The following is a 25,947-nucleotide window of genomic DNA, read 5'->3' as shown; positions in this document are numbered from 1 at the left end:
CTCTCGGGCTTTCCTCCGGGCGCTTCCCTTCGGTATTTCGTGTTTCCAGCTTAGCAGATCCGATTTCCGTTTCCGCCACCCGCTGGAGCGGGCTTTTCGCTTTCCGGCCTTTCGGCTTTCCGGCGATTCAAACTCTAGCAAGCCTTTTCCGTCTTCCTGACCACCGTCTCCGCGAACACGCAGAGCCAGAGATCCGGGTTAGGATCGGGACTTGGTAGGTGCCGCCGACCGCCGAATCACAGTGTCGTGATGGGGTCAGGCAGGAGTACGACAGTACATGCCACCGGGAGTTGAGGCAAATCGTTTCCGGTGCGCACCTAGGGCCGCCAACTGGCACCTGTCGTGCGGAACTAGGACTTCTTATGACTTACCCTTCTGAACAGTACGCCGTCCAGGACAGGTAGTGACGGCGACACTAGAAGCTCCGCCCCTGGGAGGCTCCCCATGACTAGCGTGACGTCCCCACTTGCCGGACAGGCCATCGGGCTCGCTGCGGTGCCCGACCCCGTCTTCTCCGGCGCGATGGTGGGCCCCGGCACCGCTATTGATCCCGTTCGTGAGCCGTCGGCGGCCGTGGCGCCCGTGGACGGCGTCGTTGTGTCCCTGCACCCGCACGCCTTCGTCGTCGTCGACGACCAGGGCCACGGTGTGCTGACGCACCTCGGAATCGACACCGTTCAGCTCAACGGCGAGGGCTTCGAGCTCCTCGTCAACAAGGGCGACACCGTAACGCGCGGTCAGGAGATCGTGCGTTGGGACCCGGCCGCCGTCGAGGCCGCCGGAAAGTCGGCCATTTGTCCCATCGTGGCTCTGGAAGCCACCACTGACTCCCTCTCCGGTGTCGTCGAAAGCGGCGACGTGAAGGCCGGCGACGCGCTGTTCGGCTGGCAGTGACGTTTGCGCCGCTGCGCGGCGCGCTGGACGGACAACCACTGCGGCGGCACTGACCGCCGCGACTATCGGAGACGGTGAGATGGAGACAACGCTGCGAGGCGTCGGCGTGAGCCACGGTGTGGCGATCGGCGAGGTTCGGCACATGGGCACGGCGGTTCTGGAGCCGCCTGCCAAGCAGATTCCGGCGTCGGAGCACGAGCGCGAACAGGGGCGCGCTCGCCAGGCCGTGGAAGCTGTGGCGGCCGACCTGATGGCGCGTGGCAATCTGGCCGGCGGTGAGGCCCAGGCCGTGCTGGAGGCCCAGGCGATGATCGCCCAGGACCCGGAGCTCATGGCCGATGTCGACCGGCGCATCGTCGTCGGCAGCACCGCGGAGCGGGCCGTGTACGACGCGTTCTCGCACTACCGCGAGCTGCTCGCGGGCGCCGGCGAGTACATGGCGGGACGCGTCGCCGACCTCGATGACGTGCGGAACCGGATCGTGGCGCGCCTGCTGGGCGTGCCCATGCCGGGTGTGCCGGACAGCGACGAGCCGTACGTGCTGATCGCGCGGGACCTCGCGCCGGCCGACACCGCGCTGCTCGACCCGACCCTGGTGCTCGGTTTCGTGACCGAGGAGGGCGGGCCCACCAGCCACAGCGCCATTCTGGCGCGGGCGCTGGGAGTGCCGGCGATCGTGGCGCTGCCGGGCGCCGGTGAGCTGGCCGAAGGCACGCTGATCGCGGTGGACGGCAGCACGGGCGAGATCTTCGTGGACCCGAGCGAGGAGAAGCAGGCCGAGCTGGAGCGGGCCGCCGCCGAGCGCAAGGCCGCGCTGTCCGCGTCGTCCGGTCCGGGTGCGACCTCGGACGGGCACAAGGTTCCGCTGCTGGCCAATGTCGGCGGTCCCGCCGACGTTCCGGCCGCGGTGGATGCCGGCGCCGAGGGTGTCGGTCTCTTCCGTACCGAGTTCCTCTTCCTTGACGACTCCGCGAAGGCGCCGTCGGAGGAGAAGCAGGTCGAGGCGTACCGCAAGGTGCTGGAGGCGTTCCCCGAGGGGCGTGTCGTGGTGCGGGTCCTGGACGCGGGCGCCGACAAGCCGCTCGACTTCCTGACCCCGGCCGACGAGCCCAACCCGGCGCTGGGCGTGCGCGGTCTGCGCTCGCTGCTCGACCACCCCGAGGTGCTGCGTACGCAGCTGACCGCGCTGGCCAAGGCCGCCGAGGGTCTGCCCGTGTACCTCGAGGTCATGGCGCCGATGGTGGCCGACCGTACCGACGCCAAGGCGTTCGCCGACGCGTGCCGGGCGGCCGGGCTGCAGGCGAAGTTCGGCGCGATGGTGGAGATTCCCTCCGCCGCGCTGCGGGCCCGTTCGATCCTGCAGGAGGTCGAGTTCCTGTCGCTGGGCACCAACGACCTGGCGCAGTACGCCTTCGCCGCCGACCGTCAGGTGGGCGCGGTGTCCCGGCTTCAGGACCCGTGGCAGCCCGCGCTGCTCGACCTGATCGCCATGTCCGCCGAGGCCGCCAAGGCCGAGGGCAAGAGCTGTGGTGTGTGTGGCGAGGCTGCCTCCGATCCGCTGCTGGCCTGTGTCCTGACGGGGCTGGGTGTGACCAGCCTGTCGATGGGTGCGGCTTCCATTCCTTATGTTCGTGCGACGCTCGCGAAGTACACGCTGGCCCAGTGCGAGCGTGCGGCTTCCGCGGCGCGTGCCGCGGACACTGCCGAGGATGCGCGCAAGGCCGCTCAGGCGGTGCTGTCCGGCGAGTGATCGCAGGTCGTGAGACCGGTGTGAGAGGGGCTTCCCGTCGCGGTGCGGCGGGAAGCCCCTCTCTCTTTCCCGTCCTTCTGCCGCTCCCCCTTCTTCTGTGATGGCTGTCCGGTCTTCAGTGGTGGCTGTCCGGCTGCTCGATGGGGAATCCGGGGCGGTATTCCACGTCCGGTTCCGGGGCGAGGGGATCGCCGGTCTCGGCGTCCGTGCAGTAGGCGCTGAAGACCTCGCCCTCGGTCAGCGGATCGAGGCGGCCCCGTTGCAGACGCCAGCCGTGCAGCCGGTCCGGGACGCCCGGTTCCGTCGTACGGAGTACCAGCCCGCCGGTGCTGTTCAGGGCGATGCCCGCCGCGAGGACGGTGGCGAACTCCGCCGCGTCGGTCTCGTCCAGGCGCGCCGGGTCGAACCCGTCCCGATGGGCGTGCAGGACCGCGATGAGCTGATCGTCCTGTGCGGGGATGCTGCAGACCAGGTGGTGGGTGCCCGGACCGGCCGTCTCCAGGAGGCTCAGCAGGAGGTGCGAAGCGCTGTCGAATGCTGCCCGGCCGATGTCCTGGCCGCATTCGGCGCACTCCCCCGCCTCGGCCAGGAGCATGGTCGCGTACTCCCAAGTGGCTTTGCGGACAGCCTTGTTGATGAGCTGCGGGACGAGGCTGTCGATGGGCTGGCCCGTGTAGGCCACGCGGGCGCCGCCCGCCGCGAGTTCGGCGGTGAAGCGGGTGCGGCTGTCCGCGGTGTCCGGGTCGAGGCCCGTCGACGTACAGAACTCGCTGAACTCGTCCGGGTCGAAGAGGGCGACCGTGGTGTGCGTGCCCTGGGCGGCGAGCGAGCGCAGGAGCCCTTCCACCTGTCGCAGGTAGGCCGTGTGGTCGTCGAAGACGAAGGATCGGTATCTCGTCATGGCCGTGAAGTCGTGCGCGTCGGCGATGAGGCCGACGGTGCTCGGCATTTCACGGCGGAGTGTGCGCCGGATGGCCCGGATGTGATTGGCGTGCGCCATGTTTCCCCCTGAGCACGGTGTCGATCAATGCTCACTCACCGTAACCGACGCCACTGACAGCGGGGCCCGGCACAGCCTCGGCCCCACCAGGCGGTGCTGGATCAGGCAGGTTGCTGCGATGACGGTTCCGAAGGTGAGCCATCCGGCCGGACCGGTCGCGATGGCCGCGGTGACCGCGAGGGGGCCCACGCTGCGCTGAGCGGACTGGGCGAGGCCGTGCACTCCGAGGTAGGCCCCTTGGGCGTCGTCGGGTGCGAGGGCGATCGAGAGTTCCCAGGAAATGGTCGCGTGGATGATTTCGGCGAGCGTGAAGCCGGCCGTCGAGGCCACGAGGAAGACGGTGGCCAGCGCCGCGCCGTGGGCCGCGGAGGCCGCGATGGCCACGCCTGCCAGCGCGAAGACCCCCGAGAGCGGCAAGAGGAGTCGGCGGGCCGCGGGGGTGGTGGCGCCCCATCGGGCGAGCGGGACCTGAAGGCCCACCACCATCACGTTGTTGAGCACCATGAGCAGGGGGACGAGACCGTGTGGGGCGTCGGTGGCGTGCACGGTCCAGAGGGGGAGGCCGATCTTGAACACCGCGTCGTCCAGGAAGAGCACGGTTTCGGTGGCGACGAACGCCAGGTAGCGGCGGTCGCGCCAGGGGCTGGCGGGTTTCGACCGGGCCGCGGGGTCACCGGACTTGGCGATCGTGCGTGACGGCGCCGAGGGTTCCGCGCAGAGGGCTGTGATGAGGGCGGAGCCCAGGAAGGAGACGGCGTTGCCCGCCAGCAGCCACTGGTAGGCGGAGGCCGAGCCGATGGCGAGGGCGCCTGCTGCGGCGAGACCGCCGACGGCCCAGCCCGCGTTCGCCACGGTCCGGCTGACGGCCTGGTAGCGGACCCGGTCGGCGCCGGCGATCCGGGCCGCGTACAGCTTGGTGAGGACGTTGGCCGAGCGGTCGCCGAAGCTGCCCATGGACGCGAACAGGAGCAGCAGTGCGAAGTGGTCGGTGGTCAGGAGGGCGAACGCCGCGATGGCGCGCAGTACTTGGAAGCCGACCAGTACGCGGGTGAGGGGCAGCCGGTCGGCGATGCGGCCGCCGATGGGGGCGCCGGCGATGCCGACGGCTCCGGACGCGGCGACCAGGGTGCCGATCTGGGCGAGGGAGAGCCCGGCCACGTACGTGAAGTAGAGGACGGAGACGGCCTCCCACAGGCCGCTGCCGGTTCTGTCGACAAAGGCGACCGAGAGCATCCGGCGGCCGTCGAGACCTCCTGGAACGCGTTCCCACAGTGCGGCACGCCGGCCTCTCCAGTTCATTGCTCCCCCTTGACGAGACTTATGTATTGATACATAATTCAGAACGTGGCAACACAATATTCGATCGCTGGTACGACAGCCAAGGGAATTGCCGCGTCCGTCGAACGCGCCGTCGCCGACGGGGGCTTGGGGCCCGGCGACGCGCTCCCTCCGGTGCGCAGGCTCGCGGATGAGCTGATGGTGAGCCCCGGCACGGTGGCCACCGCCTACAAGGAGCTGCGGCAGCGCGGTGTGGTCGTCACTCGCGGACGCGGCGGAACCGTGGTGGCCGCGGCGCCGGCCGTCGCCTCCCGGCGGCCGCCCAAGGTGCCCGAGGGGCTGCGCGATCTGGCGGGCGGCCACCCGGACTCCGCTTTCCTGCCGGAGCTGCCGGGGCTCGTCGCACCTTCGACCGGCCCCCGCTCGCACCGGTCCACGCCCCGGCTGCCGGAGCTGGAGGAGCGGGTGCGGGCCTGGTTCGACGGTGACGGGGTGCCGTCCGATGCCGTGACGTTCGCGCATGGCGCGCTCGACTGCGTCGCACGGCTGCTGACGACGGAGCTGCGGCCCGGGGACGCGGTGGCCATGGAGGATCCCGGGTACCACCATCTGCTCGATCTGCTCCAGGCGATGGGGCTGCGCACCATCGCGGTCGCCGTGGACGACGAGGGGATGCGGCCGCAGCCCCTTCGGGAGGCGCTCCGCGCTGGAGCGCGGGCCGTCGTCTACAGCCCGCGGGCACAGAATCCGTACGGAGGCTGCTTCTCCGAGCGGCGGCGCGATGAGCTGGTCGAGGTGCTGAGGCAGGCACCCGAGGTGCTGGTGATCGAGAACGACCATGCCGCCGAGATCGCGGGTGTACCGCTCAACTCCCTTACGGATGGCGGGCTTTCGCGGTGGGCCCAGGTGCGGACCGTCACCAAATATCTGGGGACGGATCTGCGGTGGGCGGCCGCGGCATGCGATCCGGTGACCCTGGCGCGGCACGACGGGCGGCTGCTGCTCACCTCCGGATGGGTGAGTCATCTGCTGCAGGCGGCCGTGCTGACGCTGATGGACGACCCCTCGGCTCAGCTATTGGTGACGCGGGCCGAAGACTCTTATGGGGAACGGCGCGCGGCATTCGTCAAGGAGCTGAAGCAGCGCGGGATCACGGCCCATGGGGCGAGCGGGATGAACGTGTGGGTGCCGGTGGGTGACGAGTCGGCCGTCGTCAACGGGCTGCGTACGCGCGGCTGGTGGGTGGCCGCCGGGGCCCGGTTCCGGATGGCCGCGGCGCCCGGCGTACGCATCACCGTGGCCGGTCTGGAGACTGCGGAGGCGGTGCGGCTGGCCTCGGACTTCGCCGCTGTGCTGGGCGAGTCCGAGGCCACCTACGGGGGCTGAGAGGCCGTGTCCGGACCCCGCCCGTGATCAGCCGCGCTTGCGGGCGATGTCCTCGTAGAAGCGCAGCAGGTCGAGGTTGTCGACCGAGCCGGGGTTGACGGCCTTGTCGAGGGCCGTGCCCTGGAGGAGGCGCTTGACCGGGACCTCGATGCGCTTGCCGGTGAGGGTGTGCGGGACGCCCGGGGCCTCGATGATCTCGTCGGGGACATGACGGGGCGAGAGCTGTTCCCGGATGGCCCGCTGGATCTTCGTACGGAGGGCGTCGTCCAGGACGGCGCCCTCGGCGAGGTGGACGAAGAGCGGCATCCAGTAGCCGCCGTCCGGCTCTTCGAGGCCGATGACGAGGGATTCGCGGATCTCGGGGAGACGTTCGACGACCTCGTAGATGTCGGCCGAACCCATGCGCACGCCTTGGCGGTTGAGAGTGGAGTCGGAACGGCCGTGGATGATCACCGAGCCGTGGTCGGTGAGTGTGATCCAGTCGCCGTGCCGCCACACGCCGGGGAACATGTCGAAGTAGCTGTCGCGGTAGCGGCTGCCGTCGGGGTCGTTCCAGAAGCGGATCGGCATCGACGGCATGGGGTTGGTGACGACGAGTTCGCCGACCTCGCCGGTGACGGGCCTGCCCTGTGCGTCCCAGGCCTGGAGGTCGGTGCCGAGGCAGGGGGCCTGGAGCTCGCCGATGTGCACGGGAAGCGTCGGGACCGCTCCTGCGAAGCAGGAGCAGACGTCGGTGCCGCCGCTGACCGAGGCGATCCACAGGTCCTCGCGCACCTCGTCGTGGAGCCAGCGGAACCCGTCGGGCGGCAGGGGCGAGCCGGTGGTGGCCACGCACTTGACGCGGGACAGGTCGTGTTCGCGGGCCGGGTGGACCTCGGCCTTGCGGCAGGCCATGACGTACGCGGCCGACGTGCCGAACAGGGTGGCGCCGGTGCGCTCGGCGACGCCCCACTGGGCGCCCGTGTCGGGGAAGCCCGGACTGCCGTCGTACAGCACGACCGTGGTGCCGGTGAGCAGGCCGGAGACGAGGAAGTTCCACATCATCCAGCCGGTGGACGTGTACCAGAAGAAACGGTCCTCGGGGCCGAGGTCGCAGTGCAGTCCGAGCTGCTTGAAGTGCTCCAGGAGGATGCCGCCCTGGGACTGGACGATCGCCTTCGGCAGGCCCGTCGTACCGGAGGAGTAGAGCACCCACAGAGGGTGGTCGAAGGGCACCTGCTCGAAGACCGGCTCCGCGTCGCCTGCTGTGAGGGCGGACCATTCGAGGGCGCCTTCGGGGGCCGGCGTGCCGAGCAGGGGGATGTGCACCACGGCGCGCAGGGTGGGCAGTTCGCGGCGGAGCTCGGCGACCACGTCGCTGCGGTTGTGCTCCTTGCCGCCGTAGCGGTAGCCGTCGACGGTGAACAGGACTACCGGCTCGACCTGCTGGAAGCGGTCGAGGACGCTGCGGGCGCCGAAGTCGGGGGCGCAGGAGGTCCAGACGGCGCCGACGGCGGCGGAGGCGAGCAGCGCGGTCACGGCCTGCGGGACGTTGGGCAGATAGCCGCTCACCCGGTCGCCGGGGCGGACTCCGAGGGCGCGCAGTTCGGCGGCCAGCGAGCCGACCTGGCGGCGGAGTTCGGCCCAGCTGATCTCCACGGGTTCATGGGTCTCGTCGACGTGGAGCAGTGCCGGGCCACCGGCCCTGGAAGGGTCCTCGGCGGTGCGCAGGGCGTGTTCCGCGTAGTTCAGCGTGGCGCCCGGGAACCACTGGGCTCCGGGCATCGTTCGATCAGCAAGGACAGCTTCGTAGGGGGAGGAGAAGCGGATGTCGAACCAGTCGGCGACGGCTTGCCAGAAGGTGTCGAGTTCGGCGACGGACCAGCGGTGGAGAGCCGGGTACCCGCCCTCGGCCGGTGCCCCGTAGCGCTCGGCGGCCCAGGCCTGGAAGCGGGTGATCCGCGCGGCGGCGATGCGGGCGGAGTCCGGCTGCCACAGGGGCGCGGGCTGTGGAGCGGGGTTCGCTGCTGAGGTCATGGGTCGGCTCCCGGGCTGTAACGCGTGGTGTGCGTGTTTCCCGCGCACACGCGAAGGGGTGTGCGCGTGAGGCGGCTGACAGGGACGATGCCATGTGATCGTCTTCCGCACCAGGGTCTGCCACCCATACTCGGATGCCCGGAAGTGTGGCGCCACCACGGGTGAACGGCAGTTGAACGGACCGCACGCAGGGCCGTCCGAGTGGCAGGGTGAGCTGCATGAACGGCGATGACCTGGTGCGCTCGGTGAAGGCGGTCGGCACAGTGCAGGGGCTGCGGGCGGTGCGCTCGGCGCTGCGGCGGCGCCGAGCGGACGCTCGGGAGCTGCCCCCGCGCGGTCCGGAGCGGGCCCGGGTTCCGGGGGCGGTCACCGGCGCCGAGCCCCGGCCGGGCGGCGGGGTCGTCCGGTTCGCGCGCTCCGAGCTCGACGTGCGGGTCGCTGCGGGCGGCGCGGTCTTCTGGGGCTGGGACGGAGCCGGGCCCGAGCCGTCGTACGCCCTGGGCGGCAGCGCGCCCGAGCCGGATCCGAGGGCGTCACTGGAGCCGGACAAGGACGGCGGCTGGCGGGTCGTGTCCGAGCGGCTGACGGTGGTCATCTCCCGGCACGGTGCGGTGGACGTGTGCACGCCGGGCGGGGTCGTGCTGCGGCGGGAGCTGCCGCCGCGCTGGTGGGAGCCGGTCTCGGGCGGCACTGCCCGCTGGCAGCAGCGGTCCGAAGTGGCCGCCGACGCCCGCTTCTTCGGGCTCGGCGGGCGTGCTGACGGGCCCCGGCTGCGTGACGGGACGTACCGACTGTGGAACACCGATCCGCGCGGCGGTTTCGGCCCGGGTGACGACCCGCTGTACATCACCATGCCGGTGCAGCTGGTCGTGGCCGACGCGGGGACGCATCTGGCGTTCTACGACAACCCCTGGGACGGCCGGGTGGTGCTGCGCGAAGGAGAGGAGGGTGCGGGGTCGGGGCACGACCGGCCGGGCGCGAGCGAGCTGCGCATGGAGGGCGGCCCGCTGCGCTGCTGGGTGATGGCGGGTACACCGGCGCGGGTGTTGCGGGGCTGGGCCGCGCTCACCGGCACGCCCGCGCTGCCGCCGTCGTGGGCGCTCGGGTACCAGCACGCGCGCTGGGGCTTCGGGAGCGAGCGGGAGGTGCGGCGGGTCGTCGCCGGGTACACCGAGCGCGGGCTGCCGCTGTCCGCGCTGCATCTGGACATCGACCACTACGACGCGCACCAGGTGTTCACGGTCGATCGTGATGCCTTCCCGGACCTTCCGCAGCTGGCCAAGGATCTGGCGGAGGACGGGGTGCGGCTGGTCTCGATCGTCGATCCGGCGGTGAAGGCGGAGCGCGGGAATCCGGTGTATGAGAGCGGCCTCGCGGCCGACGCCTTCGTCAAGGACGCCCGCGGGCGCGAGGTGCGCGGGGAGGTGTGGCCCGGGGAGTGCGCCTATCCGGACTTCACGGATCCGCAGGCGCGCGCGTGGTGGGGCGGGCTCTACCAGGATCGCCTCGACCAGGGCTTCGCCGGGGTGTGGCACGACATGAACGAGCCGGTGTCCTTCGCGCCCTTCGGGGACCCGACGCTGCCCCGGTCCGCGCGCCACGACCTGGACGGCCGGGGCGGCGACCACCGCGAGGCCCACAATGTGTACGGCCTCTCCATGGCCCGCGCCGGGTACGAGGGGCTGCGCCGGCTGCGTCCCGCCGAGCGGCCGTTCCTCTTCTCGCGCTCCGGCTGGGCCGGGATGCAGCGCTACGGCGGCACCTGGTCCGGCGATGTGACGACCGGCTGGCCCGGACTGCGTGCCTCGCTCTCCCTGGTGCTCGGCCTCGGCCTGTGCGGCGTGCCGTACTCGGGGCCGGATGTGGGCGGCTTCAACGGCAGCCCCTCGCCCGAGCTGTATCTGCGCTGGTTCCAGCTCGGCGCCTGGCTGCCGCTCTTCCGTACGCACGCGGCGATCTGGGCGGGGCGGCGGGAGCCCTGGGAGTTCGGCCCGAAGGTCCTTGAGCATGCGCGGGCCGCGCTGTCCGAACGGGAGCGGCTGCTCCCGTACTTCGTGACGCTGGCCCAGCTGGCCCGGCTGAGCGGAGCGCCCTATGTACGCCCCATGTGGTGGAGCGCGCCGGCCGACCGACAGCTGCGGGACTGCGAGGACGCCTTCTTCCTCGGCGACGCGTTCCTCGTGGCCCCGGTCCTGGAGCGGGGTACCGACCGGCGGGCGGTGCGGCTGCCGCGCGGGCGCTGGTACGACACCGCGACCGGCGAGGCCCATGACGGCCCCGGCCAGGTGCTGTTGAAGGCCCCCTTGTCCCGGATCCCGGTGCTCGCACGGGCGGGTTCGGTGATCCCGGTGCGCGGTGAGGACGGCGGCCTGGAGCTGGAGGTATGGGCGCCGGCCGCCGGACGTACCGGGGGCGGGATCGTCGTACGGGACGCGGGGGACGGATGGGGGACGGCGAGGGTGGAGCGGTTCGTCACCCGGGTGGTCAACGGCCGGGTCGTGGTGGAGCGGGCCGACGGCGGCGCGGACAGCGAGGTCGGCTACCCGGTCCGGGTGCGGGGGACGGTGCGCTGAAAGGGCGCTCCCCAGGGGGTGTCCGGTGGGGCATGACCGCAGTCGCGGCCCTGGCCCACCGCCCCCTAGCCGTACTCCCCCGCGAACCACCTCCGCACCGCCTCCGTATGCAGCGGGAAGGTCAACTCGGCTGGCTCACGCAGCAGTTCCCAGCCTTCGGTCTCGTCGGTCGGGAGCGATGGCGTCAGGGTGTCGACGGGGCGGGGCGGCAACAGGCCGAACAGCAGCAGGTGTTCGGGGGAGCTCAGCGCGTCGGCCAGGCGGACCTCGGCGGCCGGGACCTCGATGCCGGTCTCCTCCTTGAGTTCGCGTACGACCGCGTCCTGCCAGGTCTCGCCGAGGTCCATGAAGCCGCCGGGCAGGGCGGTGCCGCCCCGCTGCGGTTCGATGGTGCGGGTGATCACGACGAGCCCGGTGCCGCGCGCGTCGACGGCGGGCAGCAGCGCGATGGCGACGGGGAGCGGATTGCGGTAGGCGACGGTGCCGCAGCGCGCGCAGACGCGGGGCCAGCCGCCGTCCGCGGCGGGGTACGGTGCTCCGCACGCACCGCAGTGGGAGTCCATGACGGGCTGCTTCGGGGTTGCGCTCACGCGCGGACTTTAGCCGATGCGCCTTCCCCGCCGACCAGTTGAGCTGATAGATGGTGTGCGCATGACACGACGCCGTACGACACCACCGAAAGCGGGACTGCGCGGCCTTGTCGCCGCCGCTGCCGCGCTGCTCGCCGTCGCCCTCCTCGCCCCCACCGCGCAGGCGGCACCGGAACCGAAGGCGCCCAGGGAGTTCGTGGCGCTGAGTTCCGTCGACCGCTCGATCATCCAGGAGATGCGTTACATCACCCCGCACGACTTCGTGGGCGGGCCGGTCGACGGATACCGGCAGCCGTTGTGCATCCTGACCCGGCCGGCCGCCGAGGCGCTGCACCGGGCACAGCTGAAGCTGCTGCGGCAGGGCTACTCCCTGAAGGTGTACGACTGCTATCGCCCGCAGCGCGCCGTCGACCACTTCGTCCGCTGGGCGAAGGATCTGGACGACGAGAGGATGAAGGCGGAGTTCTATCCGCACGTCGACAAGTCGAGGCTCTTCGCGGACGGTTACATCGCGGCGAAGTCCGGGCACAGCCGGGGCAGCACGATGGATCTGACGATCGTGAAGCTGCCCGCGCTGCCCACCCCTCCGTACCGCCCCGGGCAGCCCCTCGTGCCGTGTTACGCGCCGCAGAGCCAGCGGTTCCCCGACAACTCCATCGACATGGGCACCGGTTTCGACTGCTTCGACACCCTGGCGCACACCGACGACCCGCGCATCCAGGGCGTACAGCGGGCGAACCGCCAGTTCCTGAAGAGCGCCATGGAGGCGCAGGGCTTCGTCAACCTCCCCGAGGAGTGGTGGCACTTCACGTACCAGCCGGAGCCCTTCCCCGACACCTACTTCGACTTCCCGGTGGCCCGGCGGTCCGTGGCCGGGCATTGAAGGCCTGCCTTCTCGGACGCGGAGCAGCCGTATCCGGTGCCGCGTTGAACGATTAGGTTCTGCCCCATGACGCAGCCGACGTTCGATTCGTACGAGGAATTCTGGCCCTACTACGTGGCGATGCACTCCAGGGCCGCCACCCGCTGGGTGCATCTGACGGGCACCCTCACCGGACTCGCCGTCAGCGCGTACGGACTCGTGCGCGGGCGGAAGCGGTACGCACTGGCGCTGCCGCTCATCGGATACGGGACCGCCTGGCCCGCGCACTGGTTCATCGAGAAGAACAACCCGGCCTCCTTCGGGCACCCCGGCTGGTCGCTGCGCGGGGACCGTCGGATGATCCGGATGATGCTGGCCGGGCGCGACCGCGAGCTCGGGGAGATCGCCGCCAAGTGGCTCGCCGAGCACCGCTGAGCGCACGGCCGTCACCCAAGGCCCTCCCCAACCCCGCTCGCCCGTGGCACACTTCTGATGTTCCGTCAGAAGTGAGTGCCGGGAGGGGTCTTGACAGACGCACGCACACGCACGCCTGTGGTCGCGGGCTGGTTCAGGGGCGCACAGGGGGAGGAGTTCCGCCTGCTCGGCACACGGTGCTCCGCCTGCGCCTGCGTGTTCTTCCCGCGCGAGGACTCCTTCTGCCGCAACCCCGCCTGCCGGGGCGGCGAGCTGCCGGAGGTGCCGCTCTCCCAGCGGGGGCGCGTGTGGTCGTACACCGACGGGCGCTACCGGCCCCCCGCGCCCTATGTCTCGGATCCGGCGGCGGAGTGGCAGCCGTACACCCTGGTCGCCGTCGAGCTGGCCGCCGAGCGGATGGTGGTGCTCGGCCAGGCGGCGCCCGGCGTGAGCACCGCCGATCTGGCGGTCGGGATGGAGGTCGAGGTGGTGCCCGGGGTGCTCAACGAGGACGCGGAGACCACCTGGACGACCTGGCACTGGCGGCCCGTGGAGGCGACGGCATGAGCGGCGACATCGCGGTCCTGGGTGCGGGGATGCACCCCTGGGGCAAGTGGGGACGGAGTTTCGTCGAGTACGGGACCATCGCGGCGCGGGCCGCGCTCGCCGACGCCGGGATCGACTGGACGGATGTGCAGTCGGTGGTCGGCGCCGACACCGTGCGCTGCGGCTACCCGGGCTATGTGGCGGGGGCGACCTTCGCGCAGGCGCTCGGCTGGCAGGGTGCGCGGGTGACCAGCGTGTACGCGGCCTGCGCCTCGGGCGCCCAGGCGGTCGGCACGGCGCGGGCGCAGATCCTGGCCGGGATGGCGGACGTGGTGCTCGTGGTGGGGGCCGATGCCGCGCCGAAGGGGTTCTTCGCGCCGGCCGGCGGCGACCGGCCCGATGATCCGGACTGGCTCCGGTTCCGGGTGCTCGGTGCGACGAACCCGGCCTACTTCGGGCTGTACGCCCGCCGCCGCATCGCCCTGTACGGGGACACCGTGGAGGACTTCGCGCAGGTGAAGGTGAAGAACGCGGCGGCCGGGGCGCTCAACGCGAACGCCCGCTACCGCAAGGCGGTCACCGCCGAGGAGGTCGCCGCGTCCGCGGTGGTCGCGGACCCGCTGCGGCTGCTCGACATCTGCGCCACCTCGGACGGCGCCGCGGCCCTCGTGCTGAGCAGCCTGGACTTCGCCCGTCGGCGCGGCGCCGCCGACCCGGTCCGCATCCGCGCGGTCTCCACGGTCACGCCCACCTACCCCAGGGCGGTGCTCGATCTGCCGGACATCGCGACCGACTCGGCGGCCGCCGTGGCACCGGCCCCGCACTCCTTCCGGGCGTCCATAGCGCGGGCCGCGTACGAGGAGGCGGGCATCGGTCCGGACGAGCTGTCGCTGGCCGAGGTGTACGACCTGTCGACCGCCCTGGAACTGGAGTGGTACGAGGACCTCGGGCTGTGCGGCACGGGCGAGGGGGCCAAGCTCGTACGGGAGGGGGCGACCGCTCTCGGGGGGCGGATCCCGGTCAACGCCAGTGGCGGCCTCGCGTCGTTCGGGGAGGCGGTTCCCGCTCAGGCCATCGCCCAAGTATGCGAGCTCACCTGGCAGTTGAGGGGTACCGCAGGCCCCCGCCAGGTCGCCGGGGCCCGGGTCGGAATCACCGCGAACCAGGGCCTGTTCGGACACGGCTCCGCCGTGGTGGCGGTGCGCTGAACCGACATGCGGGGTGCCCCGTGCAGGTACCGAACATCCGGAACATATCCGTCCGCAGCCGATGGGCGGAACGTCAACCACCCATGCAGTCAGCAACCTTGACGCTCCGTCATGTCCGGTGAAAACTTCCCGTTGTCGCTCGGCATCGCCGTTCTTCCGGCCTTCGGAACCAGGGGTAGCCATGACGGACAAGTTCGTCGCCGCGATCGACCAGGGCACCACCTCCAGCCGTTGCATCATCTTCAACCAGGACGGTGCGATCGTCGCCGTCGACCAGCGCGAGCACCGGCAGATCTTCCCCAGACCCGGCTGGGTGGAGCACGACGCCACCGAGATCTGGTCCAAGGTGCAGGCCGTGGTGGCGGGCGCGCTCGCCAGGGCGGGACTGCGCGCGGAGCGGCTGAGCGCGCTCGGGATCACCAACCAGCGGGAAACGACAGTCCTTTGGGACCGGGCGACCGGCAAACCCGTGCACAACGCGATCGTCTGGCAGGACACCCGGACAGCCGCGCTCTGCGCCGAACTCGCCGGGAGCGACGGGCAGGACCGGTTCCGCGAGGCCACCGGACTGCCCCTGGCCAGCTACTTCTCCGGGCCCAAGGCGGCCTGGCTGCTCGACAACGTGCCCGGCCTTCGGACCCGCGCCGAGCGCGGCGAGATCGCGTTCGGGACCGTCGACTCCTGGCTGATCTGGAATCTGACCGGCGGCACGGCGGGCGGCGTCCACGTCACCGACGTCACCAACGCCTCACGCACGATGCTCATGAACCTGGAGACCCTCCAGTGGGACCCCGAGATCCTCGCGGCGATGAACGTGCCCCGGACCATGCTTCCCGAGATCAGGTCCTCGGCCGAGGTGTACGGCAGCGCCGTCGGCCAACTCGCGGGCGTACCGGTCGCTTCTGCGCTCGGCGATCAGCAAGCGGCGATTTTCGGCCAGGCCTGCTTCGACACGGGCACCGCGAAGAACACGTACGGGACGGGGAGCTTCCTCCTTCTCAACACCGGCAGCAGGCCCGTCCCCTCGAAGAGCGGGCTGATCACCACCGTGGGCTACCGGATCGGCGAACAGGCGCCGGTCTACTGCCTGGAGGGCTCGATCGCGGTCACCGGGGCGCTGGTCCAGTGGTTCCGGGACCAGCTCGGCATCATCCGTACCGCCGGTGAGATCGAAACCCTCGCGTCGAGCGTCGACGACAACGGCGGGGCCTACATCGTGCCCGCCTTCTCCGGGCTCTTCGCGCCCTACTGGCGCTCCGATGCGCGGGGCGTCATCACGGGGTTGACGCGGTACGTGACCAAGGCCCACCTCGCCCGCGCGGTCCTGGAGGCGACGAGCTGGCAGACCCGCGAGGTCGTGGACGCCATGTTCCAGGACTCGGGAGTGCCGATCACCACGCTCAAGGTGGACGGCGGCATGACCGCCAACCATCTGCTGATGCAGCATCAGGCAGACGTGCTGGACGTCCCGGTGATCCGCCCGAAAGTGTCCGAGACGACGTGCCTCGGGGCGGCGTACGCGGCCGGGCTCGCCACCGGAGTGTGGTCGGACCTCGGCGAACTCAAGGCGCACTGGCAGCGCGATGTGCAATGGTCTCCGCGTATGGAGGCACAGGTCCGCGAGCGCGAGTACGCCAACTGGCGCAAGGCGGTGGAGCGGAGCCTGGGCTGGCACGAGGAAAGCGACCGGTAGGCGCCCACGGACGCACGGCCCGTACCCCAGTCGGTGGGGGTACGGGCCGTGCCGCACCTCGTCACATCACGTCGCGGCGGGCTGGCGGGCCTTCGCCGACATCGCCATGGCGTGCTCGACCACGCCGACGAGGATCTCCTTGACGGACTCGCGGACCCGGGCGTCGCACATGAAGAGCGGCACCTCGGGGTCGAGGTCGAGAGCGGAGCGCACGGTGTCGGCGGGGTAACGCGTGGCGTCGTCGAAGCAGTTGACGGCGACCGTGAACGGGATGCCGCGCCGTTCGAAGTAGTCGATGCCGGCGAAGCAGTCCTCCAGACGGCGGGTGTCGGCGAGGACGACCGCGCCGAGCGCGCCCTGCGCCAGCTCGTCCCACAGGAACCAGAACCGGTCCTGGCCCGGGGTGCCGAAGAGGTAGAGCACCAGGTCCTCGCGGAGCGTGATGCGCCCGAAGTCCATGGCGACCGTGGTGGTGCTCTTGCCCTCCACACCCGCGAGGTCGTCCACCGGTCGGCCCGCCTCACTGAGGCGTTCCTCGGTGCGCAGTGGCCGGATCTCGCTCACCGCGCCGACCAGGGTGGTCTTGCCGACGCCGAAGCCACCCGCGACGAGGATCTTGAGCGTCACCGGATCGACATGCCGCTTCCTGCGGCTAGAGCGCCCGAAGGCCATTGATCACCTCGCGGAGAAGGGACTCGTCCGGCAGCTCGGCCGGCGGTACGGGACGGGTTACGTGCACCAGGGCATCGGCGACGAGATCGCCGACCAGGACCCGGACCACCCCGACGGGAAGGTCGAGTCCGGCCGCGAGTTCTGCGATCGACTGCGGCGCGTCGCCGCAGCGTTCGACTATCTCCACGTGCTCCGGGGAGAGCGTCTGGTCGCGGCCCGGGTCGTCGGCGGCAGGTTCGGGGACGACGACGGCGATCAGGTCGAGGCGGTGCTGGCCCACGCTGGTGGTGCGGCCCCGCGTCATGGCGTACGGACGCACCACCGGGCCCGCGTCGGCGTCGAACCAGTGCTGCGGCCGCGCCTGGGCGGCCGCCGACCGCTCCGGCGCCCGCTGGTCTGCGTCACTCATCGCGTCCCCCGCTCATGACGTACCCCCCTCACCCTCCGGTGTGCAGGCCGGTCCGTGGTGCGGTGGTCAGATGGACGCCGACCCGCTTGACCATCAGGGTCATCTCGTACGCGACCTGGCCGACGTCGGAGTCGGCGTCGGACAGCACGGCCAGACAGCTGCCGTCGCCGGCGGCCGTAACGAACAGGAAGGCGTCGTCGAGTTCGACCACGGTCTGGCGGACCTTGCCCGCCTCGAAGTGACGGCCGACGCCCTTGGCGAGGCTGTGGAAGCCGGAGGCGACGGCGGCCAGGTGCTCGCCGTCCTCGCGGGTGAGGTCGCGGGAGGTTCCGGTGGCGAGGCCGTCGCTGGAGAGCACCAGGGCCTTGCGGATGGAGCCGACGCGGTCGACCAACTCGTCCAGGAGCCAGTTGAGTTCGCCGGAACCGCTCCCTGCTGCGTTGCGTGCTGCGGCTGAGTCCTGTGGCGCGGTCATCGACCGTCCCCCTCCGGTGTGGTTCGTCGTGCGGTGGTGCCTCGGGCGGGTGCGGACGGTCCTTCCGCGGTGTCCGACGCGGCGTTCTGCCGGCGGCCGCGCTGCCAGCCGCGCTGCAGTGCGGCCATGCGGTCGCGCACCTCGTCGGCGTCGCGTTCCGGCTCGGGCCCGTGGTCGGGCTCGGGCTGGGTGTGGCGGCCCTCGGGGGCGTCCTTGAGCTGGGGGGCCAGGCTGGCCTGGCGGACCCGGCGGGGAAGGCCGCCGAGCGGCGCCTCGGGGACGGTGCCCCACGAGGGCGCGGAGCTGGGCGGGCCCGGCAGGTCGGCGGGGTTGGCGGGCGGGGCCGCGGACGGGTCGGTGAGGCCCGTGGGCTTCACGGGCTGGAGCCCGGAGGGCCGCGCGGGCCGCAGGGGGTGCGAGGCCAAACGCGCGGCCTCGGGCGCGGCGGGACGCGGCGGCTGGGGCGCGAGGCCTCCGGCCGCACGGCGATCGGAGGCGGGGCCGTCCGCGGCGCGGATCTCTTGCGGGTCCGGGTCCGGTTCGGGGGCCGGATGGCCGCGGCCGGGGCCGTCGACGCGGCGGCCGTTGTCGCTGACCAGGGTCGGCACCCGGTGGCGGCGCGGCAGCGGAACGGGGCCGCGCTCGTCACCCTCGTCGGCGGTCTGCTGGTGCTGCTGCCGGTCGGCGGCGGCCTCGGAGACCAGTCGGGCGGAGCGCAGCAGCCCGCCGCGGCCCGCCTCGATCTCGTCCAGGCCGGCCGGCGCTTCGAGCACGCTGGGCACATCGAGCCCCAACGGGTCGAGCGGGGGCTCCAGTTCGACCGGGCCGTCCAGGACGGACTCGCCGGGGACGCCGACGGGCAGCGGGGAGAGCGCGCGCCGGGGGGCTTCGGGGATGCTCTTGCCGTCGCCCTTGGCGGACTTGCGGTCCAGGCGGAACCCGGTGCCCTCGGTGTCGGGCGCGTCGGTGAGCAGCGTCGCCGGAAGGAACACGATCGCGGTGGTGCCTCCGTACGGAGACGGCTGGAGCGAGACGCGGACGTTCTGGCGCTGGGCTAGCCGGCTGACCACGAACAGGCCGAGCCGGTCGGTGTCGGAGAGCTCGAACTCGGGGGTCTCGGCGAGCCGCAGGTTCGCGTCGAGCAGCATCTCGGGGGCCATGCCGAGGCCGCGGTCGTGGATCTCCAGGGTGAAGCCGTTGGCGACGCGCTCGCCGTGCACCTGGACGGCGGTGTGCGGGGGCGAGAACACCGTGGCGTTCTCCAGGAGTTCGGCGATGAGGTGGGTGAGGTCGGCGACGGCCGGTCCGCCGACGCCCAGGCGCGGCAGCCTGCGCACCTCGATGCGCTCGTAGTCCTCGACCTCGGCGACCGCGGCCCGTACGACGTCCATCAGCTGGACCGGCTTGCGCCACTGGCGGGAGGGGGCGGCGCCCGACAGGATCACCAGGCCCTCGGCGTGCCGGCGCATGCGGGTGGTGAGGTGGTCCAGGCGGAAGAGGTCGGCGAGTTCGTCGGTGTCCTCGGTACGCCGCTCCATGGTGTCCAGGAGCGTCAACTGGCGGTGCAGGAGTACCTGGTTGCGGCGGGCGAGGTTGACGAACACCTCGGAGACGCCGCGGCGCATGTCGGCCTGCTTGACGGCGGCCTCCACGGCGGCGCGTTGCAGGGTGTTGAGGGCCTGGCCGACCTGGCCGACCTCGTCGCGTTCGTAGTCGAGGCGCGGGGCCTCGGTCTCCACGTCGACCTGTTCACCGGCGGCGAGGCGCCGCATCACGCTGGGCAGCCGGACGCCGGAGACTTCGTGGGCCTCCTTGCGGAGCCGGGTGAGGTCGCGGATCAGTTCGCGGCCGATGCGTACGGACATGAACAGCGAGATCACCAGGGCGAGGAAGCCCAGCACGCCGGCCAGTCCGGCCTTGATCAGGACGTTGAAGGCGACGGGTTCCACCCGGTCCTGGTAGCGGTTGCCGGCCTCGGTGCCCATCTGGGCGAGGCGGTCGAGCACCGGTGTCGCGACCTGCTGCCAGCGGGCGGCGTCGATGTGACGGGGTTCCTTGGCGGGGCCCGCGTCGATGACGGCCGCCTCGGCGGTGCGCAGCGCTTCGGTGTCGGGGCCGCGCCAGTACTGGTCGAACACGGCGCGCTCGGCGGCGGGCATGGCCTCCAGGTTGGTGTCGTAGAGCAGCTGCCGGTCGGCCACCAGGTCGGAGATGCTGCGCAGTTCGGGCGCCGTCGTCTTCGGGGTGATCAGGGAGGAGGCGACCAGGGCGTCCTCGCGCGAGAGCATCTCGCGGGCCCGGGTGATGCCGACGAGGGCGCGGCCCTGCTTGTCCATCTCCACGTTCTCCAGGGCGTGGAGATTGGTGAGGAAGCTGTAGCAGGGGTCGATGAGGCGGTTGTAGAACTCCAGCGCCTGCGTCCGGTCGACGCCGCCCTGCTCAACGGACCGGCGCAGCGCGGCTATGGAGTCGAAGCCGTCGAGCACGGCCTTGAGGCGGGCCTTCGCGACGGGCTGGAGGTCGCTGCGGACCTGTGAATCCTGGGCGGCGGTCCGGATCTTCGCCATCTCGGTGTCGGTGGCCGAGCGGCGGTCGCGCAGCGAGGTGAGCGCTTCGGCGGGGCGTTCGTCGGCGAGATAGACCAGGGTCTGGCGGCGCTCCTGCTGGATGACGCGGACCGTGTCCTCGATGGGGTAGCCGACCTTCTTGACGATGTTGGCCACATCCATCAGCCCGTTGGCCTGGCGGCCGGTGAGATAGGTGGCGAACCCCCACAGCGCGGTGAGGGAGACGAGCGGCACGAGCAACAACGCCACGATCTTCCTGCGGATGGACTTCCCGCGAAAGCGCATGGCCTCCCCCAGATCAACCGTCAGCAAACGGCGTGAGCCTACTACTGACACACAGACAACTCGAAGGCACGTCCGGACGATTTTCAGCCGCCGTTCCCAGAGTTGATCATGCGTTGTCCTGGTATTCCGGGAGATGAAGACGTCGACTGTGGCCGGGGACACCCGTCATGGCGCCTTTTCGACCCCCGCGGCAGATGGCTGGAACTCTGCCTTCCGGCCATCTCCCGGGAATCTTCGGGGACTTCTGTTCGTCTCCGGGTGGGGAGGTATGAAGGCATGAGCGTTGAACAGCAGCCGTTGTGGGTGGAGGAGGTCGCGGTGCGGCCCCGGCTGCCCGATCCGATCCGTACCGCGGCCGTGCGCGCCGTCATCATCGTCGCGGCGACCCTGATGCAGGCGGTGGTCGCCTTCCTGTGCACGGTCGCGGGCTCCTGGCTGGCCTTCCCGATGGTGATGAGCAGTGTCGGGAGCACGGTCCTCGCCACGTGGGGGGTCCTGGACGTCTGGGTCACCCGCCAGGTGTGGAACCAGCGCAACGGCGTGGTGTCCATGCCGAACAGTACGGCCCGGCGGCTGCGCAGGGAGCGGCGCCGGGCCCGGCGGAGCCCCCGCGCGGCCGAGCGGGCGGGGGCCCGAATACCGCACGGGGGCAGCCCCGACCAGCGGCTCTCCCAGGCCTGAACCCGCCCGGTCCGTGTCGTGCGGGCCTCAACTGCCAGGTCAGGCGGGCCTCTTGAACATGCGCGTCGCGGAGATCTCGCCGTGCACGGTCTCGCCCGTCGTCGCCTGCTCGGGGAGGCCGGGCCGCAGGTGTTCCTCGACGCTGATGTACTTCAGGCCCGCCCGCAGGTCCGCGTCGTTGCGCAGCCGGATGACGAGGGGGAACTCGGCGAGCGCGGTCGTGTCGAACAGGCCGGTGGTGTAGAGCAGTTGGACACCGAGCGCGTCGGACACGGCCCGCTGGAGCTCCAGGAGGTACGTCGCGTTGGCGCGGCCGATCGGGTTGTCGAGGAAGAGCGTGCCGGCGTGGCGGTGCTTGTCGCGGCCCCGGTCGTTGCTGCGCAGCGCCGCCATCGTGCAGTAGAGGGCGATCGCGGCGGTGAGCAGCTGGCCGCCGGAGAACACGTCGCCCATCTGCCCGACGGGTACGCGCTCGGCGCGCAGCACCGCGTCCGGCTTGAGGATCTCGACGGCGATGCCGCGCGGTTCGAGCGCGGCCTGCACTCCGCGCAGCAGCAGCGACATGCCGTCCCTGCGCAGATCGGAGTTCTTGCGCACGGCGGCCCGGGTGGCCTCGTCGATGACCTCGCCGAGCCGTTCGGTGAGGGTGGCCTGGTCCGGCTCCTCGAAGCGGATCCGCAGGAACTCCTGTCCGGACCACTCGCCGAGGCCCTCGGGCAGCTGGGAGAGGCGCTGGGCGGAGCGGAGCGTGGCGAGCGCCGACTCCACCAGGCCGCGCAGCCGGTCGACGATCGAGTCGCGGTTGCGCTCCAGCTGCTCCAGTTCGTCGGTCAGGACGCGCAGCCGGGGTTCGAAGGCCGCGGCCCAGGCAGCGGCGTGCTCGGGCAGGGCGGCCGCGGGCAGCTCCCGGATCTGCTGGCGGGCTGGGGTGCGGACCTGCTCGTACCGGGTGGCGTTGGCGTGGCGCACCAGGATGTCGCAGGCCTCGCGGACCGCGGACTCGGCGGCCGAGAGGTCGCCGGAGCAGCCGCGCAGTGAGCGGCGGGCCTCGGCGGCGGACTGCCGGGCCTCCTCCAGGCTGCCCGGGTACGGCTCGGGGGCGGTGTCCTCCTCCGGCCCCTGGCTGTTGTCCCGCAGCAGGTCGCGCAGCAGCGCGGCCGTCTCGTCGAAGCCGCCTGCCGCGTCCTCGGCGGCGCGGTGGGCGCCGAGCAGTTCGGCGTGGGCCGCGCGGGAAGTCTCCAACTCGTCGGTGCGGGCGGCCAGTTCGGCGGTGGCGGTACGCAGCAGCGCCTGGGCCTGCTCGGCGTCGCCGGGCACCTGGCCCTCGGAGAGCTCGGTGTGCGCGTCGCCGTCGGCGGGGGCCAGCCGTTCGGCCTCGCCGCGCAGCCGGCCGAGCTGCTCGCTCGCCGCGGACGCCCGGGTCTCCAGCATCTGTACGAGCGATTCGGCGCGCGCGGCCGCGGCCTGGCGGGACGGGCCGTCCGCGCCGTCGGTGCCTTCGAGGAGGGTGGCGGCGCGGGTGCGCACCTTGTTGGTGAGCCGGTCCAGTTCGGCGAGCGCGGCGCTCTCGTCGCTCTCGGCGCGGGCCTGCTCGGCGCGCAGATCGGCGCCGACGCCGACCTTCTCGTACAGCTGGGACGCGGCCCGGTAGGCCTCGCGCAGGGCGGGCAGGGCGGCACGCGGGGCGTCGGCGTCGGGCTCCGGCAGGTTTTCCGGGGCGCCCGCGATCTCGGCGCGTTCGGCGCGCAGCGCGCGTGCGGTGCGGTGGGCGTCGTCGGCGGCGCGCTGGGCGGCGCGGCGGTCCTCGTCGGCGGCCTTGGCGCGCTCCAGGAACGTCTGGGCGCGGGCCTCCGACTCGGCTGCCTCGTCGGCGAGTTCGCGGAGCTTGACCTGCCAGCCGGCGCGTTCGCGCAGCCGGAAGGCGAGTCCGGCGAGCGCGTCGGCGGCGCGCCGGGCGCGCTGGGCGGTCTCCTGGCGTTCGTCGCGTACCCGTGCCGTGTCGGCGGCCGCCTCGTCCGCCTCGGCCCGTGCGGTGCGGGCCTCGGTCAGTTCCTGGGCGGCCTCCTTGGCGGCCTCGCGGGCGCCGCGGGCGGCGGTGGCGAGTTCCGCGAGCATGCCGGGCGGGCAGTCGGCGCGCCAGGATCCGATCCGGGCGGCGAGCGAACGGTCCCCGGCGAGCCGGGCGGCGAGCGAGCGGATCTCCTCGTCGCGGGCGGTGGCGCGGGCGCGCAGCGTCTGGCGCTCCTCGTCGGCGGCGTGCTCGTCGTGCATGGCCGGGTTGGGCGGCACCAGGAAGATCCCGCTGTCGGTGCCCGAGTCCGCGGCGGGAACGGGGGCGAGCAGCGCGGCGGTCGTGCCGACGGCGACGGCGGAGCGCGGCAGCAGTGCGGCGCCGGCGAGCGCCTCGCGGGCCCGGGTGTGCGAGGCCGGGTCGGTGATCACCACGCCGTCGACGAGCTCGGGACGGGCCGCGAGCACGGCGGCGTGGTCGGCGGGGGCCACGGCCTGGGCGAGGTAGCGCCAGCCGGGCAGCGCGGGGATGCCGTGCTCGCCGAGGTATTCGACGGTGGCCAGCACGTCGGGGCTGGGCGGAAGGAGCCCGCCGTCGCCGAGCGCGCCGAGGATGCGCGCGTCGTCGGCGGCGGCGGTGCGCAGTTCGAAGAGCTGGCGCTCGGCGGCGGCGACGCCCTGGTCGAGGAGGCCGCGCAGCTCGTCGGCACAGCGGTCCAACTCCTCGGCGGTGAGGGGACCTTGGGCGCCCTCGCCGTCGGGCTTGCGCGGTCCGGGCACTGCGACGGGGGCCCCGGGCAGGCTGAGGAGTTCGGCGAGGCGTTCCTCCGCCGCGATGGATGCGGCGGCCCGGCGCTCGGCGTCGTGGGCGTTCTCGGCGGCGCGGGCGGCGTCCTCGGCGCGGGCCGCGGCCAGTTCGGCGCGGGCCTCCACGGAACCTGCCTCGCGGGCCCGCTCGGCGGCGGTGCGGGCGGCCTCGCGGGCCTCGTCCCAGCCGGCGACCGCGGTCTTCTCGGCATCGCTGGCGGCGAGTGCGGCCCGCGCGGGGTCGGCGTCCGGCGCGCTGTCGTCCAGCCATCCGGCGCGTACGGCCTCGGCGGTCTCCTGCTCGACCTCGGCGAGGCGCTGGCGCAGGTGCCCGGCCTCGCTGCGGGCCCGCTGGGCCTCGGTCGCAGCGGCGGTGGCATCGCGGTGGGCGCATTCGCCCGCCTCCTGGAGTGCGGCGGAGCGTTCCTCCTCCTCGGCCGCGACGCGCTCGCCGCCCTCGGCGGCCGTGTGCAGGGCCCGTACGAGATCGGCGGCGGCTCGGGCGCGGGCCGCGAGGGCGGGGGCCGCGTCGCGTTCGGCATCGCGGATCGCGGCGGCGACGCGCGCCGAGCGGTCGGCCGCGGCGCGGTGGCGGAGCACCGCTTCGGCGGCCTGCCAGGCGGAGTGCAGCGTCCGGGCGTCGGCCAGTTCGCGGCGCTGTGCGGCGGCCGCCTTCTCGGCGACGGCGAGCGCCAACGAGGCGTGCCGGTAGGCGAGTTCGGAGGCGATCAGGGAGCTGGTGCCGCGCGCCTGCTCGGCGAGGGTGACGTGGTGGGCGGCGGCGGTGACCCGCTGGGCGAGGTCGGTGGCGCGGCCGCGCTCCTCGGCGGCGCGCGCGGAGAGCCTGCGGGCGAGCACACGGGTGCGGCGCTCGGCACCGGCGTGGACGTCGCGGGCCCGCGCCCGTGTCTCGGCCGCTTCGACGATCCGGCCGAGGAGGTCCACCGAACCGGCGGTGAAGTCGCGTTCGGCGGTGAGTTCGGCACGTCGGCCGAGCTTGTTGCCAAAGCCGCTGACCAGGTCGGCGAGGCCGTCGGTGTCGCGGGTGTCGGTGACGGCGCGCAGTAGCAGGTCGGTGAAGTCGGAGTCCTTCTTGACCGCGAAGAGGCCGGCGGCCTCACCCTCGTCGGCGTTCATCTCCCGCTGGTAGCGGAAGAGTTCGGGGTCGAGGCCCAGGTCGCCGAGGTGTTCGTTCCAGCGGTCGTGGATCTCCTCCCAGTAGACCTCCAGGTGCGGATACGCCTTGGTCGCCTCGGTGACGGCGTCGCGGAAGCCCTTCATGGTGCGGCGGCGTCCCTGGGCGCCCGAGGCGCCTTCCGAGGACGGCCGCATCGCGCTGGACTCGGCGACCGGCAGCGAGTCCAGGCTGAGACCCGGGCCCGGCCGGAAGGAGTACCAGGCCTCGGCGAACTTCCGCGGGTCGTTGGAGACTTGGCGTCCGCGCCACTCACTGACCTTGCCCACGACGACGAGCTCGCCGGTGAGGGTGTGCTGCCACTCCAGGGCGACGTGTCCGCAGTCGTCGGCGAGCAGGAACTTGCGCAGCACTCCGGAGCTGGCGCCGCCCAGGGTGTTGCGGTGGCCGGGCAGCATCACCGAGAAGATCAGCTTCAGCAGTACGGACTTGCCGCCGCCGTTCTCCAGGAAGAGCACGCCCGCGGGCGCCGGGCGGCGCGGCGGGCCGACCGGCTCGTCCTCGAAGAACTCGGCCTGCGTGGGGGCCGGGTTGGGCACGGGTGCGCCGACTCCCCGCAGGTCAAGCACGGTGTCGGCGTAGCGCGCACCGGCGGGCCCGATGGAGTAGAGGCGGACCCGGGACAGCTCGTACATG

Annotated in this window: 19 protein-coding genes; 10 read left to right on the top strand and 9 right to left on the bottom strand. The window is 72.3% G+C overall.

Annotation, left to right across the window (positions count from 1 at the left end; translation table 11 throughout):
* Positions 1-444 precede the first annotated feature (444 nt).
* Positions 445-894, top strand: a complete 450-nt coding sequence (locus ACIQ8J_RS23995; protein ID WP_403266548.1) for a PTS glucose transporter subunit IIA — start codon at positions 445-447, stop codon at positions 892-894.
* Positions 895-973: 79 nt separating this feature from the next.
* Positions 974-2,644 carry a phosphoenolpyruvate--protein phosphotransferase gene (ptsP, locus tag ACIQ8J_RS23990; protein ID WP_403266545.1) on the top strand — a complete coding sequence of 557 codons (1,671 nt, stop codon included), beginning with the start codon at positions 974-976 and terminating at the stop codon, positions 2,642-2,644.
* 115 nt (positions 2,645-2,759) lie between these two features.
* On the opposite strand, the gene ACIQ8J_RS23985 is transcribed toward ptsP, so the two are convergent.
* Both ACIQ8J_RS23985 and ACIQ8J_RS23980 read right to left on the bottom strand, forming a co-directional pair.
* The gene (locus ACIQ8J_RS23985; protein WP_403266542.1) at positions 2,760-3,644 is read right to left on the bottom strand and encodes a hypothetical protein; all 885 of its coding nucleotides are present in this window, start codon (positions 3,642-3,644) and stop codon (positions 2,760-2,762) included.
* A 24-nt stretch (positions 3,645-3,668) separates the two neighbouring features.
* Positions 3,669-4,943, bottom strand: a complete 1,275-nt coding sequence (locus ACIQ8J_RS23980) for an MFS transporter (RefSeq protein WP_403266539.1) — start codon at positions 4,941-4,943, stop codon at positions 3,669-3,671.
* A gap of 45 nt (positions 4,944-4,988) precedes the next feature.
* On the opposite strand from ACIQ8J_RS23980, the gene ACIQ8J_RS23975 reads away from it, so the two are divergent.
* Complete coding sequence (locus ACIQ8J_RS23975) at positions 4,989-6,308, top strand: aminotransferase class I/II-fold pyridoxal phosphate-dependent enzyme (RefSeq protein WP_403266536.1); 1,320 nt, start codon at positions 4,989-4,991, stop codon at positions 6,306-6,308.
* Positions 6,309-6,335: 27 nt separating this feature from the next.
* On the opposite strand, the gene ACIQ8J_RS23970 is transcribed toward ACIQ8J_RS23975, so the two are convergent.
* Positions 6,336-8,324: an acetoacetate--CoA ligase gene (locus ACIQ8J_RS23970; RefSeq protein ID WP_403266533.1), complete on the bottom strand. Its 1,989-nt coding sequence runs from the start codon at positions 8,322-8,324 to the stop codon at positions 6,336-6,338.
* 218 nt (positions 8,325-8,542) lie between these two features.
* Between ACIQ8J_RS23970 and ACIQ8J_RS23965 the strand changes: the two genes are divergently transcribed.
* Entirely contained in the window at positions 8,543-10,897 is a 2,355-nt protein-coding gene (locus ACIQ8J_RS23965) for a glycoside hydrolase family 31 protein (protein WP_403266531.1), read from the top strand.
* Between the two features lie 65 nt (positions 10,898-10,962).
* Here ACIQ8J_RS23965 and ACIQ8J_RS23960 read toward each other — a convergent pair whose 3' ends face one another.
* On the bottom strand, positions 10,963-11,460 hold the full coding sequence (locus tag ACIQ8J_RS23960) for an NUDIX domain-containing protein (RefSeq protein ID WP_403266633.1): 498 nt from the start codon (positions 11,458-11,460) through the stop codon (positions 10,963-10,965).
* Positions 11,461-11,548: 88 nt separating this feature from the next.
* Here ACIQ8J_RS23960 and ACIQ8J_RS23955 point away from each other — a divergent pair, with 88 nt between their 5' ends.
* The 5 genes from ACIQ8J_RS23955 (at position 11,549) to glpK (ending at position 16,210) form a co-directional block, all read left to right on the top strand.
* Complete coding sequence (locus ACIQ8J_RS23955) at positions 11,549-12,370, top strand: M15 family metallopeptidase (protein WP_403266528.1); 822 nt, start codon at positions 11,549-11,551, stop codon at positions 12,368-12,370.
* A 66-nt stretch (positions 12,371-12,436) separates the two neighbouring features.
* Positions 12,437-12,784 carry an Mpo1-like protein gene (locus tag ACIQ8J_RS23950; RefSeq protein WP_403266526.1) on the top strand — a complete coding sequence of 116 codons (348 nt, stop codon included), beginning with the start codon at positions 12,437-12,439 and terminating at the stop codon, positions 12,782-12,784.
* A 117-nt stretch (positions 12,785-12,901) separates the two neighbouring features.
* On the top strand, positions 12,902-13,330 hold the full coding sequence (locus tag ACIQ8J_RS23945) for a Zn-ribbon domain-containing OB-fold protein (RefSeq protein ID WP_403266629.1): 429 nt from the start codon (positions 12,902-12,904) through the stop codon (positions 13,328-13,330).
* A complete protein-coding gene (locus ACIQ8J_RS23940; protein WP_403266523.1) occupies positions 13,327-14,517 on the top strand; it encodes a lipid-transfer protein in 1,191 nt (396 codons plus the stop codon). Before ACIQ8J_RS23945 ends, ACIQ8J_RS23940 begins: the two co-directional genes overlap by 4 nt.
* A gap of 181 nt (positions 14,518-14,698) precedes the next feature.
* Positions 14,699-16,210, top strand: coding sequence for a glycerol kinase GlpK (gene glpK, locus ACIQ8J_RS23935; RefSeq protein WP_403266520.1), 1,512 nt, complete (start codon positions 14,699-14,701; stop codon positions 16,208-16,210).
* 66 nt (positions 16,211-16,276) lie between these two features.
* On the opposite strand, the gene ACIQ8J_RS23930 is transcribed toward glpK, so the two are convergent.
* Genes ACIQ8J_RS23930 through ACIQ8J_RS23915 form a run of 4 tightly spaced genes read right to left on the bottom strand, consistent with a single transcriptional unit; the run spans position 16,277 to position 20,618 of the window.
* Positions 16,277-16,882, bottom strand: a complete 606-nt coding sequence (locus tag ACIQ8J_RS23930; RefSeq protein ID WP_403266517.1) for a GTP-binding protein — start codon at positions 16,880-16,882, stop codon at positions 16,277-16,279.
* Entirely contained in the window at positions 16,863-17,291 is a 429-nt protein-coding gene (locus ACIQ8J_RS23925; RefSeq protein ID WP_403266514.1) for a DUF742 domain-containing protein, read from the bottom strand. Before ACIQ8J_RS23925 ends, ACIQ8J_RS23930 begins: the two co-directional genes overlap by 20 nt.
* Positions 17,292-17,319: 28 nt before the next feature.
* A complete protein-coding gene (locus ACIQ8J_RS23920; protein WP_403266511.1) occupies positions 17,320-17,766 on the bottom strand; it encodes a roadblock/LC7 domain-containing protein in 447 nt (148 codons plus the stop codon).
* On the bottom strand, positions 17,763-20,618 hold the full coding sequence (locus ACIQ8J_RS23915; protein WP_403266508.1) for a nitrate- and nitrite sensing domain-containing protein: 2,856 nt from the start codon (positions 20,616-20,618) through the stop codon (positions 17,763-17,765). Before ACIQ8J_RS23915 ends, ACIQ8J_RS23920 begins: the two co-directional genes overlap by 4 nt.
* Positions 20,619-20,876: 258 nt before the next feature.
* Here ACIQ8J_RS23915 and ACIQ8J_RS23910 point away from each other — a divergent pair, with 258 nt between their 5' ends.
* Complete coding sequence (locus ACIQ8J_RS23910; RefSeq protein ID WP_403266505.1) at positions 20,877-21,299, top strand: hypothetical protein; 423 nt, start codon at positions 20,877-20,879, stop codon at positions 21,297-21,299.
* Positions 21,300-21,338: 39 nt separating this feature from the next.
* On the opposite strand, the gene ACIQ8J_RS23905 is transcribed toward ACIQ8J_RS23910, so the two are convergent.
* On the bottom strand, positions 21,339-25,946 hold the full coding sequence (locus tag ACIQ8J_RS23905) for a hypothetical protein (RefSeq protein WP_403266502.1): 4,608 nt from the start codon (positions 25,944-25,946) through the stop codon (positions 21,339-21,341).
* Position 25,947 lies beyond the last annotated feature (1 nt).

Origin of the sequence: Streptomyces sp. NPDC094147 (assembly GCF_044764265.1) — a bacterium.
Classification (GTDB): domain Bacteria; phylum Actinomycetota; class Actinomycetes; order Streptomycetales; family Streptomycetaceae; genus Streptomyces.
The sequence above is the reverse complement of the archived record's forward strand: the minus strand, read 5'-3'. Positions and strand labels throughout refer to the sequence as shown.